This window comes from Dyella sp. RRB7 (assembly GCF_022761115.1).
Classification (GTDB): Bacteria; Pseudomonadota; Gammaproteobacteria; order Xanthomonadales; family Rhodanobacteraceae; genus Dyella.
In genome coordinates this window covers 41,432-61,033 of the sequence record NZ_JAKWJS010000001.1, presented here as the reverse complement: position 1 = coordinate 61,033, position 19,602 = coordinate 41,432, and the positions used below count along the sequence as shown (strand labels likewise).

Here is a 19,602-nt window from a genome sequence, read left to right as displayed (position 1 = left end):
CTGGGTAGGGAGTCAGAGCTGCAGCGAGATCTGCGCGGTGCCCGGTTCGTCCGGAATCAGCCGGCGGGTAAAGCCCAGCTCCTTGCACAGCTGCAGCATGGGACGGTTTTCCAGCAGCACATAGCCCCAGATTTCGCCCAGGCCACGGCGGCGGCAGTCATCCACCAGCCGTTGCATCAGCAACGCGCCCAGGCCCACCCGCGTCCAGTCGTGCTCCACCAGCACGGAGAACTCGGCGCTGTTGGCGGCCAGGTCCACGTAGATGCGGCCCACGCCACGCATTTCGGCGGGCTTGACCGTTTCGTCCATCAGCACGAAGGCGGTTTCGATCTCCGGATCGAGCCGGCACAACCGCTGAGCCATCGGCTCCGGCAGTTCACCCATGGCGTGCAGGAAGCGGCGACGGATGTCTTCCGGCGAAAGGCGGCGAAACTGGCGCTTGAGCGCGTCCACATCGCCCGGCTCGATGCTGCGCAGGCGCAGCTCGCGCCCATCATGGGTCTGCACCAGCTCGCCCTTGGGCAGGCGCACCAGATGGGGGCGGGCAAAACGCTCGTTGCTGCGCGGGGGCACGGCAGCGTGACGGAATGCGGAGAGATCGATGGCGGGAGTCATGTCCATACTTTAGCGTATTGTGTGCACTGCAACATGAACAAAAAGCCTTTCAGGGCGCGTTTCCGTATGACTCTATGTCGCACTGCATTGCCTGCAGGGCCGGCTGCCGGTGGGCGCTGCGACCAGCCCGGCCCAGAATGCGCTATCGCGCCGACCCGGGCGTCGAAGGAGAGTGAAAACCATGGCAGCGAGCAAGGGCATGACCGCCGCCCAGCTGGAAGCCCTGTGCGGCCATTGGCCGGGTGTGACGCGGGACATCAAATGGGGCCACGAACTCGTCTTCAGCGTCGGCGGCAAGATGTTCGTGCTCACGCCGATGGATAGCAGCGAAAACGGTCGCTTGTTTTTCAAAGTGGAAGACGACCGCTTTCTGGAACTGACCGACCAGCCCGGTATCATTCCGGCCCCTTACCTGGCGCGGTCGCACTGGATTTCGGTGACCGAGCCGCAACGTTTTCCCACCGCCGAACTGGAAGCCCTGATTCGCACCGCCTATGCACTGGTGCGGGCGAAGCTCACCAAGAAGTTGCAGGCGGAACTGGGGCCCTGGCCCATGGAGCAGAACAAGTGAAGCAACACCTTGGAAGCGTCGCCCTGGTGGTGGCCGACTACGACGAAGCCATCGCCTGGTACACCCAGGTACTGGGGTTCACCCTGCTGGAAGATACCGACATGGGGGCCGGCAAGCGTTGGGTGGTGGTGGCGCCGCCGGGCGCCAGCGAGACGCGCCTGTTGCTGGCGAAGGCCAGCACACCCGAGCAACGTGCGCGCGTGGGCGATCAGACCGGTGGCCGGGTCTTCCTGCTGCTGCACACCGATGATTTCTGGCGCGACTACCGGCGCATGCAAGCCGCCGGCGCGGTGTTCTGCGAAGAGCCGCGCGAGGAAGCCTATGGCACCGTGGTGGTGTTCCAGGACCTCTACGGCAACAAGTGGGATCTGCTGCAGCTCAGTCGGTGACGTCCGGCTCGAAGAAGCTCCAGCGGATATCCGGAAATTGCCCCTTCATGGCGCGTTCCACGCTGTTGATCGCTTCGATCAGGGCGGACTGGTCCGGTGCCGGCGCCATGCGCGCCTTGACGGCGACCATCACGTCGGGGCCCATCTGCAGGGTGATGAGGTTGAGCACCACATCCACTTCCGGACGGGCATTGATGAAGTCGATCAGGGCCTCGCGCTTTTTCGGCTCGATGCCCTGGCCGATCAGCAGCGCCTTCACCTCGTTGGCCACGGCCACCGCCACGATCACCAGCAACACGCCGATGACGATGGTGCCTATCGCGTCGTACAGATGATTGCCGGTGATCATGGTGGCCAGCACCGCCACCAGCGCCACGCTGAGGCCGAACAGGGCGGCAAGGTCCTCGCCGAAGATCACCAGCAATTCGCTGGAACGCGTCTCGTGGAACCAGCGCCACAGGCTGCGGCCATCGCGCGCCTTGTTCACTTCCTTCAGGCAGCCGTGCATCGAGATGGATTCGGCCACCGCGCCGAAGCCCAGCACGCCGATGGCCAGCCACGGCCACTTCAAGGGCTCGGGGTGGTTGAGCTTGTGGATGCCTTCGTAGATGGAAAACATGCCGCCGACGCTGAACAGCAGCATGGCCACCAGGAACGACCAGAAATACAGCGCGCGGCCCCAGCCGAGCGGGTACTCATTCGACGGCGGCCGTTTCGCCTGGCGCATGCCCAGCAGCAACAGGCCCTGGTTGCCGCAGTCGGCCAGCGAGTGCACCGCTTCGGCCAGCATGGCGCCGGAGCCGGTGAGCAGGGCGGCCACCAGCTTGCTCAGGAAAATCGCGAAATTGGCGCCGAGGGCGAGCAGGATCGCCTTCAGCGAATTGGCGTGACCGGACATCGTGCCTTCCCATGGACGAAGGCTGCAGTGTAGTCGGCGTACGCGATCAACGGATGCCTACGCCGACGCCCAGGCCAAAGCTCACGTTGGACTTGCCGCTCTGCATCTCCGCCGCCGTCCACACGTGCGACTGCGCCACGTTGACCAGGGGGAACACGTAGTTGGCCTGGCCCACGTTGCCGGCACGGCTGCCGGTGATGCGGCCGGCGAGGGTGATCAGCGAGCCGGTCGGATAGTCGAACGATTCGACGTAGCCGGGCATCACCGCGATAAAGCGACCCCAGCCACCGTTGCCGTCCGCCTTGGGACGCTGCGAGCTGTCCAGCGGGTAGCCGACGATTTCGATTTCGCTGCGATCGGCGAGGTTGCGCACCTCGACGATGCGGCCGCCCCAGATGACGTCGGCGTTGGCGTAACGCTCCGGTGCCTGCGCCACCATGTTGGGCGCGGTGGCCACGGTGTTGGCCGTGGGCTTGTAGATGGGCGCCGGGGCGCAGGCGGCCAGCGCCAGCAGGCTGGCCGGCAGGGCGCTGCGCATCAGGACAACGGCAAGGCGGTGGGACATGGCTGAACTCCGGTGTCGCAAGCGTGAACGCTGCGAGCTTAGCGGGCGCGCCACGACGGCGGTAGGCGGCATGGCTGGACGCCGCCCGGCATTCAGCTGGCGGTTTCTTCCACCAGCCAGTCGAGCCGCCATTGCGCAGGACGTTCTTGCGACAGCAGGCGGGCCATGGCGTGCAGCGGCTCGCGCAAGGTGTCGTCGAGTTTCCAGGGCGCATTGAGAATGACCATGCCCGAGCCGTTGAGGCGCAGCGGCGAATCGTCGGGATGCACCAGCAGCTCCGCGCGCAGTACGCGCCGTGCGCCGCAACGCTGCAACCAGCGATGGAATGGCTGCACCTGGCTGCGCAGCTTGATCGGATACCACACCGCGTAGACGCCGGTCGGCCAGCGCAGCATCGCTGCCTTGATCGCCTGCTCGATCACGCGATACTCGGCTTCCTGTGCCTCATAGGGCGGATCGATCAGCACCAGGCCACGCTTCTCCTTCGGCGGCAGCAGCCCCTTGAGCGCCTCGTAGCCGTTGCGCTGGTGCACATGCACGCGCGGGTCGTGGTGGAACAGCTCGCGCAGGCGCGTGGCTTCTTCCGGATGCAGCTCGCACAGCTGTGCGCTGTCGATGTCGCGCATGGCCTGTGCCACCTGCAACGGCGAGCCCGGATACAGCTTCAGGCCGTGCTCGTTGCCGGGCAGCTTGAGAATCGCGTCCAGCCAACGGCGCAACAGCGGCGGCAAAGCGGCGGTGTGCCCGCTGGACTGGTGCAGGTCGGGGAACAGCAGCCGGTTGATGCCATCCTTGTATTCGCCGGTCTTGCCCGCCTCGACGCCGTCCAGCGCATAGCAGCCGCTGCCGGCGTGCGTATCGACAAAACCGAACGGCGTGGGCTTGGTCTGCAGCGCTTCGATCAGCGCAAACAGCACCGAGTGCTTGAGGACATCGGCGAAATTGCCGGCGTGGTAGGCGTGGCGATAGTTCATGGCGGGCACCGGTGGGTGGGCAAGTATATAGGCGTAGCTTGCGTGGAGCCTGCTCCAGAGTTGAGCCGGGCTGCCTAGGCTGGCTATGCTCGGGGCATGTCCTGCCGCCTGTTCCATCGCCTGCGTCGCTGTCGCGCCCTGTTCGCGCTGGCGCTGTGTGCGTGGCTGACGCTGGCCGGCGTCGCCTGGGCGCAGCAGGGCTGCTGTGCATCGATGGGCGATTCGGCGGGCATGGGCATGGCTCACGCCATGGGCTCACCCGACCATGCGCCGGGCCATCCGGCCTCGCCGGCGTCGGACGGTGCCTGTGCCCACGTGACCGCCAGCGTGCCACCGCTGCTGGCGCAGCAGCTGCCGCCGTCGTCGCCCCCAGGCCCGCATTGGCGGGTCTATCGGGAAGCGGCGCCGCAACCGCTCTACGAACCTCCCTTGCGGCCACCGGTCGCCTGACGCTCCGTTCGCTATGAAAGGCCGACCTGTCGGCCGGCTTGACGTGTCCGCCTCGCGGGCGTGAATGACGGAGTCATCGAAGATGGACAAGCAAGAACCGCGCGGCTTTCAGCTGCCGCGTCGGCGTTTCGTGCAAGGGCTGGCGCTGGGTGGCGTGGCCGCCGGGCTCGGGTTGTGGCGTGGCAACGCGCTGGCCCAGGCCGCCGCACCGCGCAGCGAACTGCGCGGCAATGATTTTGAACTGGAGATCGGCGAGCTGCCGGTGGATTTCACCGGGCGTCGCCGCATTGCCACGGTGGTGAACGGGCAACTGCCCGCGCCGCTGTTGCGCTGGCGGCAGGGCGAGACGGTGACGATACGCGTGCGCAACCGCTTGCCGGCCACCAGCTCGGTGCATTGGCACGGCATCGTGTTGCCGGCCGACATGGATGGCGTGCCCGGGCTGAGCTTCGATGGCATTCCGCCGGGTGGCGAGTATGTCTATCGCTTCACCGTGAACCAGGCGGGCACGTACTGGTATCACAGCCACTCGCGTTTCCAGGAGCAGACGGGCCTGTACGGCCCCATCGTGGTCGAGCCGCGCGACGGCGAGCGCCATGCCGTGCAGCGCGACTACGTGGTGTTGCTGAGCGACTGGACCGATACCGATCCGGAAACCATCTACGCCAACCTCAAGAAGCAGAGCGGCTACTACAACGTCGGCAAGCGCACCGTGGGCGATTTCCTGCGCGACGCTGGCCGCGATGGCATCGCGCAGGCGCTGGCGCAGCGGCAGATGTGGAACCGCATGCGCATGGACCCCACCGACCTTGCCGATGTCTCCGCCGCTGCCTATACCTATCTGATCAACGGTCATGCGCCGGCGGCCAACTGGACGGGGCTGTTCGAAGCGGGCGAGCGGGTACGCCTGCGCTTTATCAACGGCGCGTCGATGACCTTCTTCGACGTGCGCATCCCCGGGCTGAAGATGACCGTGGTGGCGGCGGACGGACAGGCGATCGAGCCGGTAACGGTGGACGAATTCCGCATCGGCTCGGCCGAGACCTACGACGTGATCGTGCAGCCCTCGGCCGATCGCGCCTGGACCATTTTTGCGCAGAGCATGGACCGCTCCGGCTTTGCCCGCGCGACCTTGACGCCGCGCGTGGGGCTGGTCGCCGACGTGCCCCCCGTCGATCCGCGCCCGTTGCTCAGCATGGGCGACATGATGGGCGTGATGGACCACGGCGGGATGCATCACGCCATGCAAAGCATGGAGATGATGGGCATGCCAGGCATGGACGCGCTGCCGATGGGGCACGAGGCACCCGCGCCGGTGCTGAAAACCGGGCCGGAAGTGGATATGCGCGTGGCCACGCCGCGCAGCAACCTCGACGATCCGGGCGTGGGCCTGCGCGACAACGGCCGGCGCGTGCTCAGCTATGCCGACCTGCACGCAGTCGATGCGCCGATCTCGCCACGCGTGGATCGCGAGCTGACCTTGCGCCTCACCGGCAATATGGAGCGCTACCTGTGGTCGTTCGATGCCACGCGCGCATCCGCCGCCGAGCCGCTGCGCCTGCGCCACGGCGAGCACGTGCGGGTGGTGCTGGTGAACGACAGCATGATGACCCACCCCATCCACCTGCATGGCATGTGGAGCGAGCTGGAATCGCCCGACGGCGCCTTCCAGGTGCGCAAGCACACCGTCGTGGTGCAACCGGCGCAGCGCGTGAGTTACCGCGTGAGCGCGGACGCCATGGGGCGCTGGGCCTATCACTGCCACCTGCTCTATCACATGGAGGCGGGCATGTTCCGCGAGGTGGTGGTGGCATGAACATCCGCCGCTATCGCACACGCGCCCTGGCTATCGCGTGGCTGGCGCTGCCGTGCGCTGCTTTGGCGCAAAGCATGGGTATGGATGCCATGCCGGGCATGTCGATGCCCATGGGCAGTGCGCAGACCGATCCCCATGCGGGCCATGGCGACAACCCGCCGATGAATCATGCGGGTCACGACGCCGCCATGGATGGCAATACGCTGCCCCCCAATGACCATGTCCCGCCACCGCCGCCGCAAATGGCGCCGCCCGCCATGTCGCCGACGCAGATGGCCGACGTGATGCAGATGGATGATGCGGGAACGCGAAGCATGCTGTTGATGGATCGGCTGGAGCGCAGTGCCAGCACCTCCGGCGACTACGCGACCGCCTGGGAAGCCGAAGGCTGGTGGGGCAGCGACGTCAACCGCCTGTGGCTCAAGACCGAGGGCGAGCGTGGCAGCGATGGCACCCAGGATGGTCGCCTCGAAGCGCTATGGAGCCACGCCTGGACCAGCTTCTGGGATTGGCAGGTCGGCGCGCGGCAGGATTTCGGCCAGGGCCCCAACCGGTCATGGGCTGCGTTGGGCGTGGAGGGCCTTGCGCCGTACTGGTTCGAAACGCAGGCCACCTTCTACGTGGGCGAGCAAGGCCGCACGGCCGCCCGCTTCGAAACGAGCTATGAGCTGCGCTTCACCCAGCGACTGATCCTGCAGCCGAAGCTGGAGTTGAATCTCTACGGCAAGGATGACCCGCAACGCGGCATCTCGTCCGGCCTGTCGGATCTGCAGGCGGGCTTGCGGCTGCGCTACGAGTTCAGTCGCAAGTTTGCTCCCTATGTCGGCGTGAACTGGACGCGCCGTTTTGGAAGCCACGACAACGTGCCGGGTGCGCTTGACCTGCATGCGCGCGAGACGACCTGGCTGGCCGGCGTCAGGTTCTGGTTCTGAGGCGATCGTGCATGTCGCATGACGGACGGCCTCGGCGATCCGTCATGCGACGCCACCGATCAATAGGCAACCGTGATGCGGTGCCGGCGTGCGTCGTTCTTCTCGATGCGATCGAGCAGGGCGATGGCGTAATCCGGCACGCTGATCTGGCTCTTGCCGTCGGCATCGACCAGCAGCTGGTCGCCGCCCACGCGATACTTGCCGGTGCGCGGGCCGTCATCAAGCAGGGCGGCCGGACTGATATACGTCCATTCCAGCTCGGACTTGCTATCGCGGAAAACCTCCAGCGCCTTGGCCTGGCCGGTGGCTTCGGGCTTCCAGGCATCGGGGAAATGCGGATCGTCGATGACGCGCACGCCCGGAGCGGTCTCCAGCGAGCCGGCGCCGCCCACCCATAGCAGGCGCTTCACGCCCGCACGCGGCAGGTTGTCCAGCAGCGTGGAGGCATGGGCCGGGATGCCGTGGGGCGTGCCATCGCGTCGCGCCGACAGGCTGGCGACCACGGCATCGGCACCGCGCACCGCATCGAGCCAGCTCTCCGGCTTGGACACGTCGCCAGTGACGACCTTGAGGCGGGCATCGTGGGCCGCCAGGCGCGACGGGTCGCGCACGATGGCGGTCACGTCGTAGCCGCGCGCGAGGGCTTCGTCGAGGATGGCGTGGCCCACATGGCCGGTGGCGCCGAACAGGGCGATCTTCATAACGGTTGTTCTCCTTGGGGGGCGGGGGATATCGGCAGACGATGTCGCGGGGAACGTGAAAGCTTCGCCAGCGCCGTTGACAGGCGGCAAGCATGCGCCAATCGATAGGCGCGGATAAACGCATCAAATGGGAATTCACTGTAAAGTCTTGCTTGACAGTGAGGTGGTATGGCGAGCGAGGTCAATCTCAACCGCTTGGCGGTTTTCGTGGCGCTGGTGCGGGCCGGCTCGTTTACGGCTGCCGCCGAGACGCTGGGCATGACCAAGGCGATGGTCAGCCAGCACGTGGCGCGGCTGGAACGCGAGCTTGGCGTCACCCTGTTGTTGCGCAGTACGCGTCGCATGACGCTGACCGAGGCGGGCAATACTTTTCACGCGGCCTGCGTGCGCATTCTCGCCGAGGCGGAAGCGGCCATCGAGCAGGTGGGCCGCAGCCAGGAGATGCCCAGCGGCACCTTGCGGCTGACTGCCACCGGTGACTACGGCACGCCGGTAGTGGCGCCCGCGCTGGCCCAGTTCATGCGCATGCATCCGCAGCTGCAGGTGGATCTGGTGCTCACCGACCATGTGAGTGACCTGATCGCCGAGCGCTTCGACCTGGCCATACGCATGGGCCGACTGCGTGACTCGGATCTGCGCTCGGCGCGCCTGGGCGGATTCCGCCAGCTGGTGGTGGCCTCGCCGGCCTATCTGGCGCGGCATGCCGCGCCGCGCACGCTGGGCGACCTGGCGACACACGACTGGGTGGCGCTGACATTGCTGTCCTCGCCATTGCGCTGGACCTTCAACGCGCCCGACGGGTCGCGCCGCACGGTGCGCGTGCGCCCGGTGGCCCAGGCCAACAACGTGGCGGCGGCGCGTGCGCTGGTGCTGCATGGCGCCGGCGTGAGCATCCTGCCCGACTACCTGGTGACCGACGACGTGCGCGAGGGCCGGCTGGTCGTGTTGCTGGCGCAATACGCATTGCCAGAGTGCGGCATCTACGCGGTGTATCCCGGCCGGCAGCCCTCCGCGAAGGTGCGGGCCTTCATCGACTATCTGCGTGAATTCCTCAGCCCTGGAACATGAAGAACAGGTAGCAGAGGAACAGGATCAGGTGCACGCCACCTTGCAGGATATTGGTGTGGCCGCTGGAGAAGGTCACCAGGCACAGCGCGAGCGTCAGCAGGAACAGCACCAGGTCCGTGTGCTGCAGTCCCAGCGTGATGGGATGCAGGGTGGCGTGGCTGATGATCAGGACGGCAGGAATGGTGAGGCCGATGGTCGACAGCACCGAGCCGAGAAAAATATTCACCGATCGCTGCATCTGGTTTGCACGCGCCGCGCGCACCGCGCCGACGGCTTCCGGTGTGGCGACCAGCACCGCCATGGCCAGGCCGGCCAGGGCCGCCGGCTGGCCCATGGTTTCCACTACGTAGTCCACCGGATGGGCAAGCTTTTCCGCCAGAAACACCACCGGCACCATATAGGCGACAAGCAGCACGATATGCGTGGGCAGCCCGTGCAATGACGCTGGGCGAGGCGATGCGTGCAAGCCTTCGGCTGTTCCCGCGAAATAGGATCGATGGCGTTTGGTCTGCAAGGCCAGGAACGAGATGTAGAGCCCGACGGAGATGATCGACAGGAACGTTTCCTGGGCGAAGGAAAGCGTGGGGCCCGGCGTGGTCGTGGTGAAATCCGGCATCACCAGCGCGAGGATGCCGAGCGGGATCACCACGCCCAGGTACGCATTGGCGCCTTGCAGGTTGTACTGCTGCTCGTGGTGCTTCCAGCCGCCCAGCAGCAGTGACAGCCCCACCATGCCGTTGAGGATGATCATGGTGACCGCGAACAAGGTATCGCGCGCCAGCGTCGGGTTGTTGTCGCCGTGCAGCATGACGGCAGTGATGCTAATGACTTCGATGGTGGTGATCGACAGCGTAAGGATCAGCGTGCCGTAGGGCTCGCCCAGCCGTTCGGCGAGATGCTCGGCATGGCGTACCACCGCAAGCGCCGAGCCGAGAATGACCACGAACAGCCAGACGAAGACCAGGCAGAGCTGCGGCCACCGGTCGAGGCCCGCCAGCAACGGGGTGCCAAACCACAGGAAGGCCATGCAGCTGGCCAGGCTGAGCACGAGGAACCATTCGGCCCTGGCGAGCGACTGCACGTCACTTAGCTTCATCGCGTGCACCCCGGCAAGGTTTGAACAACCAGCGCGAATATTCCGGCGTACTTTAGGCTTTCGGCGGGCTTATTCCACCACGCTATGACTTTCGGCCGTACCCAGCAGCTCGGGCTGGGAGGGCTGGGCGGACGGGCGACCGAGCAGCGGATGCATGAAGACCGCCGCCAGGATCACCGCGACGCCGGCATAGAACCAGCCGTCCAATTCCCGTTGCTCGCCCAGCAGCACGATGGCCAGCACGATCGCATAGACCGGTTCGAGGTTGGTCACCATCTGGGTACCGAACGCGCTCAGGTGGCGCAGCGCCACCAGCGCCAGCGCGAACGGCAGCAGGGTGCAGCCGAACGACAACAGCGTCAGCAATAGCGCGTCGTGCGCGCTGGGCAGCACGAAGGCCGGGCCCACGTGCGGCAGCAGCGGTGCCAGCAGGGTGAGGAACACGGTGCCGGTGCCCAGTTCGATACAGGTCACGGTGAGTGGGTCGCCGTGCTCCACCAGCCGCTTGTTGTACGAGCTGAACAATGCCACCAGCAACGCCGACAGGGTGCCTACCGCGATGCCCAGGCGCATGGTCACCGGCACGCCGCCCACCACCATCGCCACCCCGGGCACCACCGCCACGCCGATCAGCAATTCGCGCGGATCGAACTTGCGGCGCGCGATCCATGGTTCGATCAGCGACAGGAACACCGGCCCCAGCGCGATGCAGGTGGCGCCCACCGAGGCATTGGCCAGCTTGATGGCGGCATAGAAGGTGAGCCAGTGCAGCGACACCAGCACGCCGATGCCGGCATAGGCCCAGCGCAATCGCCATGGCATCGCCTTGAGCCCACGCCACACCTTGGGCATCAGCAACAGCGCGGCCACCACCAGCAGCATGCGCCACCACACCAGCGGCAACGCGGGCAGGGTGATCAGCTTGCCGAGAATGGCGGTGAAGCCCCAGAGCAGGACGCAGAAATGGATCTGCCAGCGGGCTTGGGTGGCGGCTTGCATGGGGCGCATCGATGGGAAGGGGGCAGCGCATTCTAGCGGCGCCAACGCCCATCGATGCGGATCAGTGCCGCGTGGCGGGCCGTGGCGTGGCGATCGCGGGTGCGGGTTGGGTTTTGGGTGGCACGCGCATCTGCTGGAGCACCGTGGCGCAGGTGTTGTCGGGGTCGCCCTTGCTGGCGACGACCAACGGCAGCAAGGCGGCCACCGGCGCGACCACCGCCAGGGCCACGGCGCTGCCGCCGCGCAGGATCAGCGGCCCCGGCTGCACGCCCACGTCGGGGTTCTTCAGCGTGCCCTTGACGTAGAGCGGCGAGCGCAGCGACAGGACGCGCACCCCCTTGGAATGGGGCCGCACATCCAGGTCGAGTTGCTCATTGGCGAAATTGACCGTGCCATCGACATTGATTACCGCGTCTTCGGTATCGAAGACGAACAGGCGCGTCTGGAACAGGCCATGGCTGGCGGTCAGGTCGGAGGCCGCGCAGTTGATCTTCACCGTCTTGTCGCCGAACAGTTTGCCGATGATGATGTTGCCCACGTTGAGGCCGGCCGTTTCCAGCAATGTCTTGCTGATGGCGCCGTCATTCATCAGCAGCTTCACCTCGCCACTGGACGAGCCCAGCAACGCGCTGACCGAATTGCCATACGCATCGAGCGCGGCATCGCCGTTGATTTCGCCCAGGCTGGTGCGCATCGCCTCGAAGCCGGGGAACAACTGCTTGAGCTTGAGATGGCGCGCGCCCAGCCGGATCGTGCCCTGCATCGGCGACTTGCTGCCGTCCAGGCGCAGCTTGCCGTTGACCTTGCCGCCGGCCAGGTCGAAGGCGAGCGGGTCCAACTGCAGCACGCCGTTGTCCATCACCACGCGGGTCGATACGGCATCGATGGGCAGCTGCGCATCGCGCGTGATGCGCGCGGCATGCAAGGTGATGTCGGCGTCCATCGCGCGCCAGCGGTCGGTGCGGAAGGGCTCCACCGGCAGCACCTTGTCCACGGGCTGCGTGGTGACATCGCCGCGCTGTTGCTTTTGCGCGTTGGAGCCGCCGCCGATCAGTGGCGCCAGGTCGGTGAACTGCAGCAGCTGCGAGGTGACGTCGCCAGTCAGCTTGGGCCGCGGCCCGCCCGTGGCGAAGGCAAGGTCGCCTGCCAGGTCGCTGCCGCCCACGCGACCACGGAAGTGGTCATAGGCATAGTGGCTGTCGCCGGTCTTGAGTTGCGCGGTGAGATGGCCTTCGGTGGCGTAAGGCGGCGTATCGGGCAGGGTGATGCCGGTCAGCGGATAGAGCTTGGCCATGCTGGTGCCGGAGAACCACAGGCGAATATCCAGCGCCGCCAGATGCAGCGGATCGGTTAATGTGCCCACCAGCGCGATGTGATTGTCGCCCGCATGCACATCGGCCTGCACCGGGAACGGCTGATCGTTCTGCTGCAGGGCAAGCACGCCGCCGGTCTTGCCTTGGCCATGGATCGGGGCGCCCTGGTAACTGCCCTCGGCCTGCCAGGCAAATTGATAGACGGCGCGTGTGCCACGGAGCGTGTAGCGATTGTCGTTGGCTTCGCTGGCAAGCATCTTGCGGGCATCGGCGCCGACGGTCTTGCCGGCCTGTTCGCGGGCGTCGGACGACTGTTCGGCGACGATCTGGTCGTAGGCGATGGCACGCTGCAGCGGTTCCACCGCCACCTGCAATTGCATCCGGTCGAGGGCATCGTCCAGCGCGATATGGCCACGGTCGAAGCCGATGGCATGCAGGTCGAGTGTCCATGTCGACGGCTGCGTGCTGGTGGCGAGCTTGAGATCCCAGGTGGTGCGTCCCTGGGCGTCGCGCTCCAGGTCGATACGGGGATGCACCAGGTACAGCGTGGGAATCTCGATGTGGCGCCACAGCAGCGGCAACGGCGCCAGCTGGAAACGCACGGCGTCGAGCTCGGCGAAGCGGGGTTGTTTCGCCCAGTCGGGATTGGCCATGGTGACGTCGCGGGCTTCCAGCATGGGCCAGGGGACCCATGCAGCGAGGCCACCTGCATGGCGCTCACGCGCCCATGTCACGCTCAGCTCGCCCTGGATGACGAAAGGGCGCCCGATGGCCTGGCTGACGTGTTCATCGATAACGGGCTTGAGCCGGTTCCAGTTGAACGTGGCAATGACGACAAGCAGCACCACGATCAACAACAGCACGATGGCCAGCGGCACGTAGACAAACCACAACCATCGTCGGCGGGGCCATGCCATCGCCATCTCCTGCATGCACCGGCGCGGGCCGGTCGTTGTGTCCACTCATAACCGCGCCGATGGCAAATTTATGTGGTGATGGCGGTGCTTGCTCAGCAAGAATTCATGCCCGTCACGCGTCATCCTCGGTGCCATCGGCCTTCCAATAGCCGGTGGCGCGCAGCCAATCCTTGGGGATGCCGCGCTCGTCGGTAAGGTATTGGCGCATGCGGCGGACGCGGCCCGATTCGGCGGCAATCCACCAGAAGGTATCGCCCGTCGGCGTGGGCAGTTGTTCCAGCGCCTGTTCCAGGCGCTGGCTGGAAGCGGCATCGGCGTCGTTGCGTTCGAGCCAGGTGAAATCGACCTGGGCTTGCGAGCTCAGCGATTGCCGATCGCCGCTGCCGGGTATTTCGGCCAATACGATGGCGTGCGCGCCATAGGGCAGTTCGTCCAGCCAGCGACCGATGGCCGGCAGTGCCGTTTCATCGCCGATCATCACGTAATGATCGAAGTCATTGGCCACGATGAAGGAGCCGCGCGGGCCGCCGGCACCGATGCGCTGGCCGGGCCGTGCCTGTTCCGCCCAGCCGGAAGCGGGGCCATCGCCGTGCAATACGAAATCGATCGTCAGTTCATTGAGTTCGTCGTCGTAACGGCGCGGCGTGTAGTCGCGCATCGGCGAGCGTTCGACGCCCTCGGGAAATTCGAGTCGTCCCTCGCCCGGCGTGGGCAGCACCAGTTGCCCCTGGCTGTTGGGAAAGAACAGTTTCACGTGATCGTCCGGGGATGCGCTGAGGAAGCCGCGCAGGGCCTCGCCGCCGAAAATCACGCGCTGCATATGCAGCGAGAGGCGCTCCACGCGCCGTACTTCGATCTCACGCAGCACGACGGTGTGGCGCTGCATGGTGTGGACGTGTCGGGTCATGGGGCATCTCTCGACTGGGGAAAGGGCAGTGGGATTCAATCGTCGCTTGGGCTGGCAATCGCCTGGGCCGCGTGCTCCAGCAGGGCGGCCACGCGCCGTGCCTCGGCGGCATTCCAGGTGTCGCCGCGCGTGAGCAGGGCGTGTTTCACCGCATGCATGGCCTCGCGTACCGCCGGGGGCAAGGCCATCTTCGCCGCCGTGCGTGCTGCATGGCGTGTACGCAGCGTCATCGCCTCGACTGCATCGCGGTTGTCGGCAAGGAAGGCACGCCCCGGCGCGGTCATGGCGTAGAGCTTGCGGCTGCCTTCCTGTTCCACCTGGATATGACCGAGTTCTTCCAGCAGGGTCAGGCTGGGATAGATCACGCCGGGGCTGGGCGTGTAGCGGCCGTGGAACATCCTGGCGATCAGGCGGATCAGTTCGTAGCCGTGGCGCGGCTGCTCGGCAATCAGCGCCAGCAACAGCAGCTTGAGGTCGCCATGGCCGAGCAGGCGGCCGCCACCGCGCCGACCGCCGCCGCTGGCGCCATCCCAGCCGGCGAAGTCGCCGCCGTGCGGGTGTCGTTGGGTATCTCGATGGGATGGACGCATTCGCGGGTTTATTTAGATATATCTATTTGTAAAACGATATATCTAAATGCTGGGCGCCGGCAAGTGCGTCCCATGAGGGTTTGCCGACAGCAGCCGCCAACAACGCGAACGCCGGCACGAGGCCGGCGTCTGCAGGTCGAGTGGGGGCGGCTGCCTATGGCTTGGGCTTGGCTTCCCGCACCGGCACGTTGATGCTGCACAAGTCGATCTTGCCGGCCGGCTGGCGATAGAAATCGTCGCGACGGTTGCGCTTGGCATCCACCAGTGCCGCAAACGTGGCGCTATCCGTGCGCAGCACTTCGATGGCGGGACGCTTCGCCGCGGGCAGGTCGGAGGCCAGTTGCACCGAGTGGATCGTCACGCGCTGCGCCGGCTTCTCATAGAAACCCAAAGGCCCGGTGCCACGCGGCAGACCGGAGAGATACTCCATGCCCTGCAGCACGCGACCGACCACGGCGAGGTTGCGGTCCAGCCCGCGCGGGGCCTGGCCGATCACTGCATAGAGCTCGCTGCCGCTGCCGGTCTGCGGATCGATGTCGCGGCCCACGCCGACCATGCCGTAGCAATGCGCCAGCCACTCCTGTCCGCTGGCTTGGTCGCGTCCCACCGGGAAGCCTTCGGAGAAGCCCACCTCGGGCGCATATACGTCGCCGTCGGCGAGCGCCGTGAACGGCAGCCTGGCGTCGAAGGGGCGCGTGTACTCCGGCGGCAGCGTGGCCTTGGCGGTGCCCAGCGGCTTGAGCTTGTTCTTGTCGCCGTTGTCGTCGCTCTGCGGGTCGCCCCACTGGGTCACGAAGTTGTCCTGCACGCGCACGATCGCCAGGCCGTCGAAATAATGCTCGTGGGCCAGCGTGCGGATGTTGGCGACATGCAGTGGCGTGAAGTCCGGCGCCAGTTCGATCAGCACCTGGCCTTGCGGCAGCTGCATCACCAGCAGGTTCTGCGGGTCGGGCGTGCGCCATTCCTGCGCGGTGGACTTGCCCAGCAGTTCCTTCGGCGTGGGCGTGTTTGCCGAGGCTTGCGCATGCACGCCGGACAGGGCCGTGGCGCCAAGCAGGGTGAGGCCGAACAGGGCGGCGATAAGGCGAGGCTTGGTTTCCATGGGCATCCGTCCAAGGCAAGGAAGCCGCAACTTAGCAGACCGGTGCGGGCCCGACGCAAGCCCATCGTCATCGGATGGGGCACTCGTGGCGCGGCTTCTCTACAATGCCGCCCCCTTTCCGTGACCCCGCCCACATGGACATTGTCGTCAACGAAGAACTCAAGGCCTATATCGATCCCCTGACGCCGGACGAGTACGAGGCGCTGGAACGCAGCCTGCTCGCCGAGGGCTGCCGCGATGCGCTGGTGCTGTGGGGCAATATCCTGGTGGATGGCCACAACCGCTACGGCATCTGCCGCAAGCACGACCTGCCGTTCCAGACGGTGCAGAACACGCGCTTCCAGTCCATGGAAGACGTGCATCTGTGGATGATCGAGCAACACCTGGGGCGGCGCAGCGTGTCGGACTTCCAGCGTGGCGTGCTCGCCTTGCGCAAGCGCGAGATCCTGGCGGAGCGTCGTGCCCGTGCGCAGGAGCTGCAGCAGACGCCAGCCCTCGCCGAGGAGGCCGCGCAAGCAGCCGATGAGGCCAGGGTGGAGGCAGCGGCGCCCGCCGCCACGGCGTCTTCGTCGCTGCCCAGCCGCCAGGCCATCGCCCGCGAAGCACGCCTGAGCAACAACCAGGTGGTGCTGATCGAAAAAATCCACAAGCAGGCCGCGCCCGAAGTGGTGGCCGCGGTGAAGTCCGGCATGCTTTCCATCAATGCCGCTGCCGTCGTGGCCACGCTGCCTGCGGAGGAGCAACGCGCCGCCGCCATGGCCGGCAGCGACGAGCTGAAGCAGGTGGCCAAGCGCGTACGCGAGTCGCGCCGCAAGCCGCCCAAGGAACCCGCCGCGCAGGAACCTGCGGAGGAAAGCGAGCTGGATCGGCTGCGCCGTCGCGTAGCCGAGCTCACCGCCGAGAACGAAGCGCTGCGCCAGCAGCTGCTGGCGCTGCAGGAGGGCATGGCAACCGCGGACGCCTGACTCGGGCCGGTCGCCTGGCAGCCCATCGGTAAAGTGACTCTTTTCACCTGACGTACCCTTGGATCGGCGAGCCGCTGCCGCCACGTCAGCTGAAGTGTTTCAACGCATCCCCGGATGCCACCTGGAGAATGTGCATGCATATCGACCTGACCGGCCGCACGGCCATCGTTACCGGTTCAACGGCGGGCATCGGCCTCGCCATCGCCAGTGGTCTTGCCGCAACCGGCGCCCATGTCGTTGTCACCGGCCGTACCCAGGCGCGCGTCGATGAAGCCATGGCGACGGTGACGGCAGCGGTGGCCGGCGCCAGGCTCAGCGGCGTGGCCGCCGACCTGGGCGCGCTCGAAGGTGCGCAGCAACTTATCGCACAGGTTCCCGAGGCGGACATCCTGGTCAACAACCTGGGCATCTTCGAGCCCAAGGCGTTTTTCGACATTCCGGACAGCGACTGGCTGCGCTTCTTCGAGGTCAATGTGCTGAGCGGCGTGCGCCTGTCGCGGCACTACGCGCAAGGCATGGCCAAGCGAGGCTGGGGACGCATCCAGTTCGTGTCGAGCGAGTCGGGCGTGCAGATTCCTGCGGAGATGGTGCATTACGGCATGAGCAAGACCGCGCAACTGGCGGTGTCCCGTGGCCTGGCCGAAACGCTGGCCGGCACCGGCGTGACGGTGAACGCCATTCTGCCGGGGCCGACCCGCTCCGAGGGCGTCAACGAGTTCTTCGGCAAGATCGCCACCGAGCAGGGCGTGACGCAGGCCGAGGTGGAGCGCGACTTCATCCAGACGCATCGCCCCACCTCGCTGATCAAGCGCCTGGCGACCGTGGAGGAAGTGGCCAACCTCTCCGTGTACCTGGCGTCCGAGCAGGCGTCGGCCACCACCGGTGCCGCCATGCGCGTCGATGGCGGCGTGGTGCGCTCGGTGGTCTGATCGCGGCATGGGGAAGCACGGCGCATCTTCGAGCGCCGTGCGCCCGTCCGCCGGCATGTGGGTTTGCCCTGGCGATGCCCGCATGGCACCCTCGGAGCGTTCGTCATGTAGACGTCCGCGCTTCCGCGCCACCTGGAGTAGCCATGCATCGTACCTTCCTCGCCATCGCGTTTGCCGCGAGCGTGTCCGCCACGGCGCTAGCCGCCACGCCTTCCGCCGAGCAGCCCGGCCTGGCGCAGATTCGCGACGCCGACCTGCGTGCCGACATCGGTTTTCTTGCCTCCGACGCCCTGGATGGCCGCCTTTCGCTGCAGCCCGGTGACGACGTTGCCGTGCAGTGGATCGCCTCGGAATTCGCCAAGGCCGGACTCAAGCCGGTGGCTACCGATGCCCAGGGCAAGCCCAGCTATCTGCAGGCGGTGCCGCTGGTCGAATACCGGCCCGATGCCCAGGCCACCCGGCTTGCACTCAAGCGCGCGGGCAAGAGCATCGAGTGGAAAAGTCCGGAGGTATCCGGCGCATTCCCCGAGGATCGTGATGTCGAGGCGCCGGTGGTGTTCGCCGGTTATGGCATCACCGCGCCGGAACTTGGCTATGACGATTACGCCGGCCTGGATGTCAAGGGCAAGGTGGTGCTGGTGTTCGATCATGAGCCGCAGGAGACCGATGCCGGTTCGATCTTCAACGGCACCGGCAATACGCGCTATGCCACCGGCTACGTCAAGGTGCTCAACGCGCAGGAGCACGGCGCCGTGGCGGTGTTGATCGCGCCCGAGCCGTCGCATAACCATCCTTCCGCGCAGGAGGTTCGCGCCCGCATTGGCCACCAGACCGAGCACGCGGCCCATCCGATCCCGGCGCAGGCGCTGGTCGACAATCCGCTGCATATCCCCAGCATGGTGATCTCGGCCGATGTTTCCAGCCAGCTGCTGGCGACCAGCGGCAGCACGCCGGCGGCGCTGCAGCAGTCCATCGACAAGGACCTCAAGAATCATTCACTGGCCTTGCCCGATACGGCCATCAGCCTGCACCTGCACAACAGCTCGCGCCGCGAAGCGGTGACGTGGAACGTGGTGGGCCTGGTGGAGGGCAGTGATCCCAAGCTGGCGCCGGAAACCGTCATCATCAGTGCGCACCACGATCACGATGGCGAAAGCGACGGCAAGATCTGGCACGGCGCGGACGACAATGCCTCGGGCACGGTCGGCGTGGTGACCCTGGCCCGCGCGTTCGCGGCCAACCCCACCAAGCCCAAGCGCTCGATCCTGTTCGCGGTATTCGCCGCCGAGGAACGTGGCCTGTTGGGTGCGTACTACCTCGCCGCCCATCCGTTGCGCCCGCTGGACACCACCCGCGCCATGATCAATTTCGACATGATCGGCCGCGACGAGCAGCCCAGCGCCCAGACCGATGGCCTGATCCAGGTGCCGGCCGATACCAGCAATCGCCTCAACCTGATTGGTGCGGCCTATAGCCCCGACTACCAGCACACGGTGGCCACGGCGAACCAGCAGGTGGGCCTGGTGCTGGACGACCGCTTCGATCACGAATACGCGCTCAACGTGTTCTTCCGCTCCGACCAGTTCCCGTTCGTGTTGCACAACGTGCCGGCGTTCTGGTGGTTCACCGGCTTCCATCCGGATTATCACCACCCCAGCGACACCGCCGACAAGATCGACTATCCGAAGATGGCCAAGATCCTCAGGCTGGCTTATCTGAGTGCCTGGCAGTTCGCCGACGAGGCCACGCCGCCGCGCTTCGTGTCCCATCCCGGCAGCCAGAAAACCAACTAGGCGACACCGCCC

The 19,602-nt window shown here is 66.3% G+C and carries 20 protein-coding genes; 9 read left to right on the top strand and 11 right to left on the bottom strand.

Translation table 11 applies throughout. The annotated features are described in order from the left end of the window. Positions 1-12: 12 nt before the first annotated feature. Positions 13-615, bottom strand: a complete 603-nt coding sequence (locus MJ606_RS00250; RefSeq protein ID WP_243047345.1) for a GNAT family N-acetyltransferase — start codon at positions 613-615, stop codon at positions 13-15. A 181-nt stretch (positions 616-796) separates the two neighbouring features. Between MJ606_RS00250 and MJ606_RS00245 the strand changes: the two genes are divergently transcribed. After that, complete coding sequence (locus tag MJ606_RS00245; protein WP_243047343.1) at positions 797-1,186, top strand: MmcQ/YjbR family DNA-binding protein; 390 nt, start codon at positions 797-799, stop codon at positions 1,184-1,186. Next, on the top strand, positions 1,183-1,575 hold the full coding sequence (locus MJ606_RS00240) for a VOC family protein (RefSeq protein WP_243047342.1): 393 nt from the start codon (positions 1,183-1,185) through the stop codon (positions 1,573-1,575). The genes MJ606_RS00245 and MJ606_RS00240 overlap by 4 nt, the downstream gene beginning before the upstream one ends. On the opposite strand, the gene MJ606_RS00235 is transcribed toward MJ606_RS00240, so the two are convergent. The 3 genes from MJ606_RS00235 to rlmJ all read right to left on the bottom strand — a co-directional run bounded on the left by MJ606_RS00235 (position 1,565) and on the right by rlmJ (position 4,012). Next, complete coding sequence (locus MJ606_RS00235; RefSeq protein ID WP_243047341.1) at positions 1,565-2,473, bottom strand: cation diffusion facilitator family transporter; 909 nt, start codon at positions 2,471-2,473, stop codon at positions 1,565-1,567. The two genes, MJ606_RS00240 and MJ606_RS00235, sit on opposite strands and share 11 nt — an antisense overlap. Positions 2,474-2,519: 46 nt before the next feature. Next, on the bottom strand, positions 2,520-3,038 hold the full coding sequence (locus tag MJ606_RS00230; protein WP_243047340.1) for a Slp family lipoprotein: 519 nt from the start codon (positions 3,036-3,038) through the stop codon (positions 2,520-2,522). Between the two features lie 92 nt (positions 3,039-3,130). Beyond that, positions 3,131-4,012, bottom strand: a complete 882-nt coding sequence (gene rlmJ, locus MJ606_RS00225; protein WP_243047338.1) for a 23S rRNA (adenine(2030)-N(6))-methyltransferase RlmJ — start codon at positions 4,010-4,012, stop codon at positions 3,131-3,133. Positions 4,013-4,108: 96 nt separating this feature from the next. On the opposite strand from rlmJ, the gene MJ606_RS00220 reads away from it, so the two are divergent. The 3 genes from MJ606_RS00220 (at position 4,109) to MJ606_RS00210 (ending at position 7,210) form a co-directional block, all read left to right on the top strand. Then, positions 4,109-4,462, top strand: coding sequence for a hypothetical protein (locus MJ606_RS00220; protein WP_243047336.1), 354 nt, complete (start codon positions 4,109-4,111; stop codon positions 4,460-4,462). Between the two features lie 82 nt (positions 4,463-4,544). Continuing rightward, a complete protein-coding gene (locus tag MJ606_RS00215; RefSeq protein ID WP_243047335.1) occupies positions 4,545-6,278 on the top strand; it encodes a copper resistance system multicopper oxidase in 1,734 nt (577 codons plus the stop codon). After that, positions 6,275-7,210 carry a copper resistance protein B gene (locus MJ606_RS00210; protein WP_243047334.1) on the top strand — a complete coding sequence of 312 codons (936 nt, stop codon included), beginning with the start codon at positions 6,275-6,277 and terminating at the stop codon, positions 7,208-7,210. Before MJ606_RS00215 ends, MJ606_RS00210 begins: the two co-directional genes overlap by 4 nt. Positions 7,211-7,269: 59 nt before the next feature. On the opposite strand, the gene MJ606_RS00205 is transcribed toward MJ606_RS00210, so the two are convergent. Continuing rightward, positions 7,270-7,911: an NAD(P)-dependent oxidoreductase gene (locus MJ606_RS00205; protein ID WP_243047333.1), complete on the bottom strand. Its 642-nt coding sequence runs from the start codon at positions 7,909-7,911 to the stop codon at positions 7,270-7,272. Between the two features lie 168 nt (positions 7,912-8,079). On the opposite strand from MJ606_RS00205, the gene MJ606_RS00200 reads away from it, so the two are divergent. Next, the gene (locus MJ606_RS00200; protein WP_243047332.1) at positions 8,080-8,979 is read left to right on the top strand and encodes a LysR family transcriptional regulator; all 900 of its coding nucleotides are present in this window, start codon (positions 8,080-8,082) and stop codon (positions 8,977-8,979) included. On the opposite strand, the gene MJ606_RS00195 is transcribed toward MJ606_RS00200, so the two are convergent. The 6 genes from MJ606_RS00195 to MJ606_RS00170 all read right to left on the bottom strand — a co-directional run bounded on the left by MJ606_RS00195 (position 8,963) and on the right by MJ606_RS00170 (position 15,903). After that, the gene (locus tag MJ606_RS00195; protein WP_243047331.1) at positions 8,963-10,075 is read right to left on the bottom strand and encodes a calcium:proton antiporter; all 1,113 of its coding nucleotides are present in this window, start codon (positions 10,073-10,075) and stop codon (positions 8,963-8,965) included. The two genes, MJ606_RS00200 and MJ606_RS00195, sit on opposite strands and share 17 nt — an antisense overlap. 69 nt (positions 10,076-10,144) lie before the next feature. Continuing rightward, a complete protein-coding gene (locus tag MJ606_RS00190; RefSeq protein WP_243047329.1) occupies positions 10,145-11,074 on the bottom strand; it encodes a DMT family transporter in 930 nt (309 codons plus the stop codon). 61 nt (positions 11,075-11,135) lie between these two features. Beyond that, positions 11,136-13,304, bottom strand: coding sequence for an AsmA family protein (locus MJ606_RS00185; RefSeq protein ID WP_243047328.1), 2,169 nt, complete (start codon positions 13,302-13,304; stop codon positions 11,136-11,138). A 112-nt stretch (positions 13,305-13,416) separates the two neighbouring features. Beyond that, positions 13,417-14,211: a siderophore-interacting protein gene (locus MJ606_RS00180; protein ID WP_243047326.1), complete on the bottom strand. Its 795-nt coding sequence runs from the start codon at positions 14,209-14,211 to the stop codon at positions 13,417-13,419. Positions 14,212-14,246: 35 nt separating this feature from the next. Continuing rightward, a complete protein-coding gene (locus MJ606_RS00175) occupies positions 14,247-14,801 on the bottom strand; it encodes a PadR family transcriptional regulator (protein ID WP_243047324.1) in 555 nt (184 codons plus the stop codon). Positions 14,802-14,955: 154 nt separating this feature from the next. Continuing rightward, positions 14,956-15,903, bottom strand: coding sequence for a peptidylprolyl isomerase (locus MJ606_RS00170; RefSeq protein ID WP_243047323.1), 948 nt, complete (start codon positions 15,901-15,903; stop codon positions 14,956-14,958). A 134-nt stretch (positions 15,904-16,037) separates the two neighbouring features. Here MJ606_RS00170 and MJ606_RS00165 point away from each other — a divergent pair, with 134 nt between their 5' ends. From MJ606_RS00165 to MJ606_RS00155, 3 genes are all read left to right on the top strand, one after another. Beyond that, positions 16,038-16,868, top strand: a complete 831-nt coding sequence (locus tag MJ606_RS00165; protein WP_243047322.1) for a plasmid replication/partition related protein — start codon at positions 16,038-16,040, stop codon at positions 16,866-16,868. A 134-nt stretch (positions 16,869-17,002) separates the two neighbouring features. Next, on the top strand, positions 17,003-17,797 hold the full coding sequence (locus MJ606_RS00160; protein ID WP_243047321.1) for an SDR family oxidoreductase: 795 nt from the start codon (positions 17,003-17,005) through the stop codon (positions 17,795-17,797). Between the two features lie 143 nt (positions 17,798-17,940). Next, complete coding sequence (locus MJ606_RS00155) at positions 17,941-19,590, top strand: M20/M25/M40 family metallo-hydrolase (protein ID WP_243047320.1); 1,650 nt, start codon at positions 17,941-17,943, stop codon at positions 19,588-19,590. The last annotated feature ends 12 nt before the right edge of the window (positions 19,591-19,602 follow it).

What these genes read in the sequence shown, in the direction of transcription:
- MJ606_RS00250 (WP_243047345.1), bottom strand. Translation starts at nt 615, where the DNA reads ATGACTCCCGCCATCGATCTCTCCGCATTCCGTCACGCTGCCGTGCCC.
- MJ606_RS00245 (WP_243047343.1), top strand. Translation starts at nt 797, where the DNA reads ATGGCAGCGAGCAAGGGCATGACCGCCGCCCAGCTGGAAGCCCTGTGC.
- MJ606_RS00235 (WP_243047341.1), bottom strand. Translation starts at nt 2,473, where the DNA reads ATGTCCGGTCACGCCAATTCGCTGAAGGCGATCCTGCTCGCCCTCGGC.
- MJ606_RS00230 (WP_243047340.1), bottom strand. Translation starts at nt 3,038, where the DNA reads ATGTCCCACCGCCTTGCCGTTGTCCTGATGCGCAGCGCCCTGCCGGCC.
- rlmJ (WP_243047338.1), bottom strand. Translation starts at nt 4,012, where the DNA reads ATGAACTATCGCCACGCCTACCACGCCGGCAATTTCGCCGATGTCCTC.
- MJ606_RS00220 (WP_243047336.1), top strand. Translation starts at nt 4,109, where the DNA reads ATGTCCTGCCGCCTGTTCCATCGCCTGCGTCGCTGTCGCGCCCTGTTC.
- MJ606_RS00215 (WP_243047335.1), top strand. Translation starts at nt 4,545, where the DNA reads ATGGACAAGCAAGAACCGCGCGGCTTTCAGCTGCCGCGTCGGCGTTTC.
- MJ606_RS00210 (WP_243047334.1), top strand. Translation starts at nt 6,275, where the DNA reads ATGAACATCCGCCGCTATCGCACACGCGCCCTGGCTATCGCGTGGCTG.
- MJ606_RS00205 (WP_243047333.1), bottom strand. Translation starts at nt 7,911, where the DNA reads ATGAAGATCGCCCTGTTCGGCGCCACCGGCCATGTGGGCCACGCCATC.
- MJ606_RS00200 (WP_243047332.1), top strand. Translation starts at nt 8,080, where the DNA reads ATGGCGAGCGAGGTCAATCTCAACCGCTTGGCGGTTTTCGTGGCGCTG.
- MJ606_RS00195 (WP_243047331.1), bottom strand. Translation starts at nt 10,075, where the DNA reads ATGAAGCTAAGTGACGTGCAGTCGCTCGCCAGGGCCGAATGGTTCCTC.
- MJ606_RS00190 (WP_243047329.1), bottom strand. Translation starts at nt 11,074, where the DNA reads ATGCAAGCCGCCACCCAAGCCCGCTGGCAGATCCATTTCTGCGTCCTG.
- MJ606_RS00185 (WP_243047328.1), bottom strand. Translation starts at nt 13,304, where the DNA reads ATGGCATGGCCCCGCCGACGATGGTTGTGGTTTGTCTACGTGCCGCTG.
- MJ606_RS00180 (WP_243047326.1), bottom strand. Translation starts at nt 14,211, where the DNA reads ATGACCCGACACGTCCACACCATGCAGCGCCACACCGTCGTGCTGCGT.
- MJ606_RS00175 (WP_243047324.1), bottom strand. Translation starts at nt 14,801, where the DNA reads ATGCGTCCATCCCATCGAGATACCCAACGACACCCGCACGGCGGCGAC.
- MJ606_RS00170 (WP_243047323.1), bottom strand. Translation starts at nt 15,903, where the DNA reads ATGGAAACCAAGCCTCGCCTTATCGCCGCCCTGTTCGGCCTCACCCTG.
- MJ606_RS00165 (WP_243047322.1), top strand. Translation starts at nt 16,038, where the DNA reads ATGGACATTGTCGTCAACGAAGAACTCAAGGCCTATATCGATCCCCTG.
- MJ606_RS00160 (WP_243047321.1), top strand. Translation starts at nt 17,003, where the DNA reads ATGCATATCGACCTGACCGGCCGCACGGCCATCGTTACCGGTTCAACG.
- MJ606_RS00155 (WP_243047320.1), top strand. Translation starts at nt 17,941, where the DNA reads ATGCATCGTACCTTCCTCGCCATCGCGTTTGCCGCGAGCGTGTCCGCC.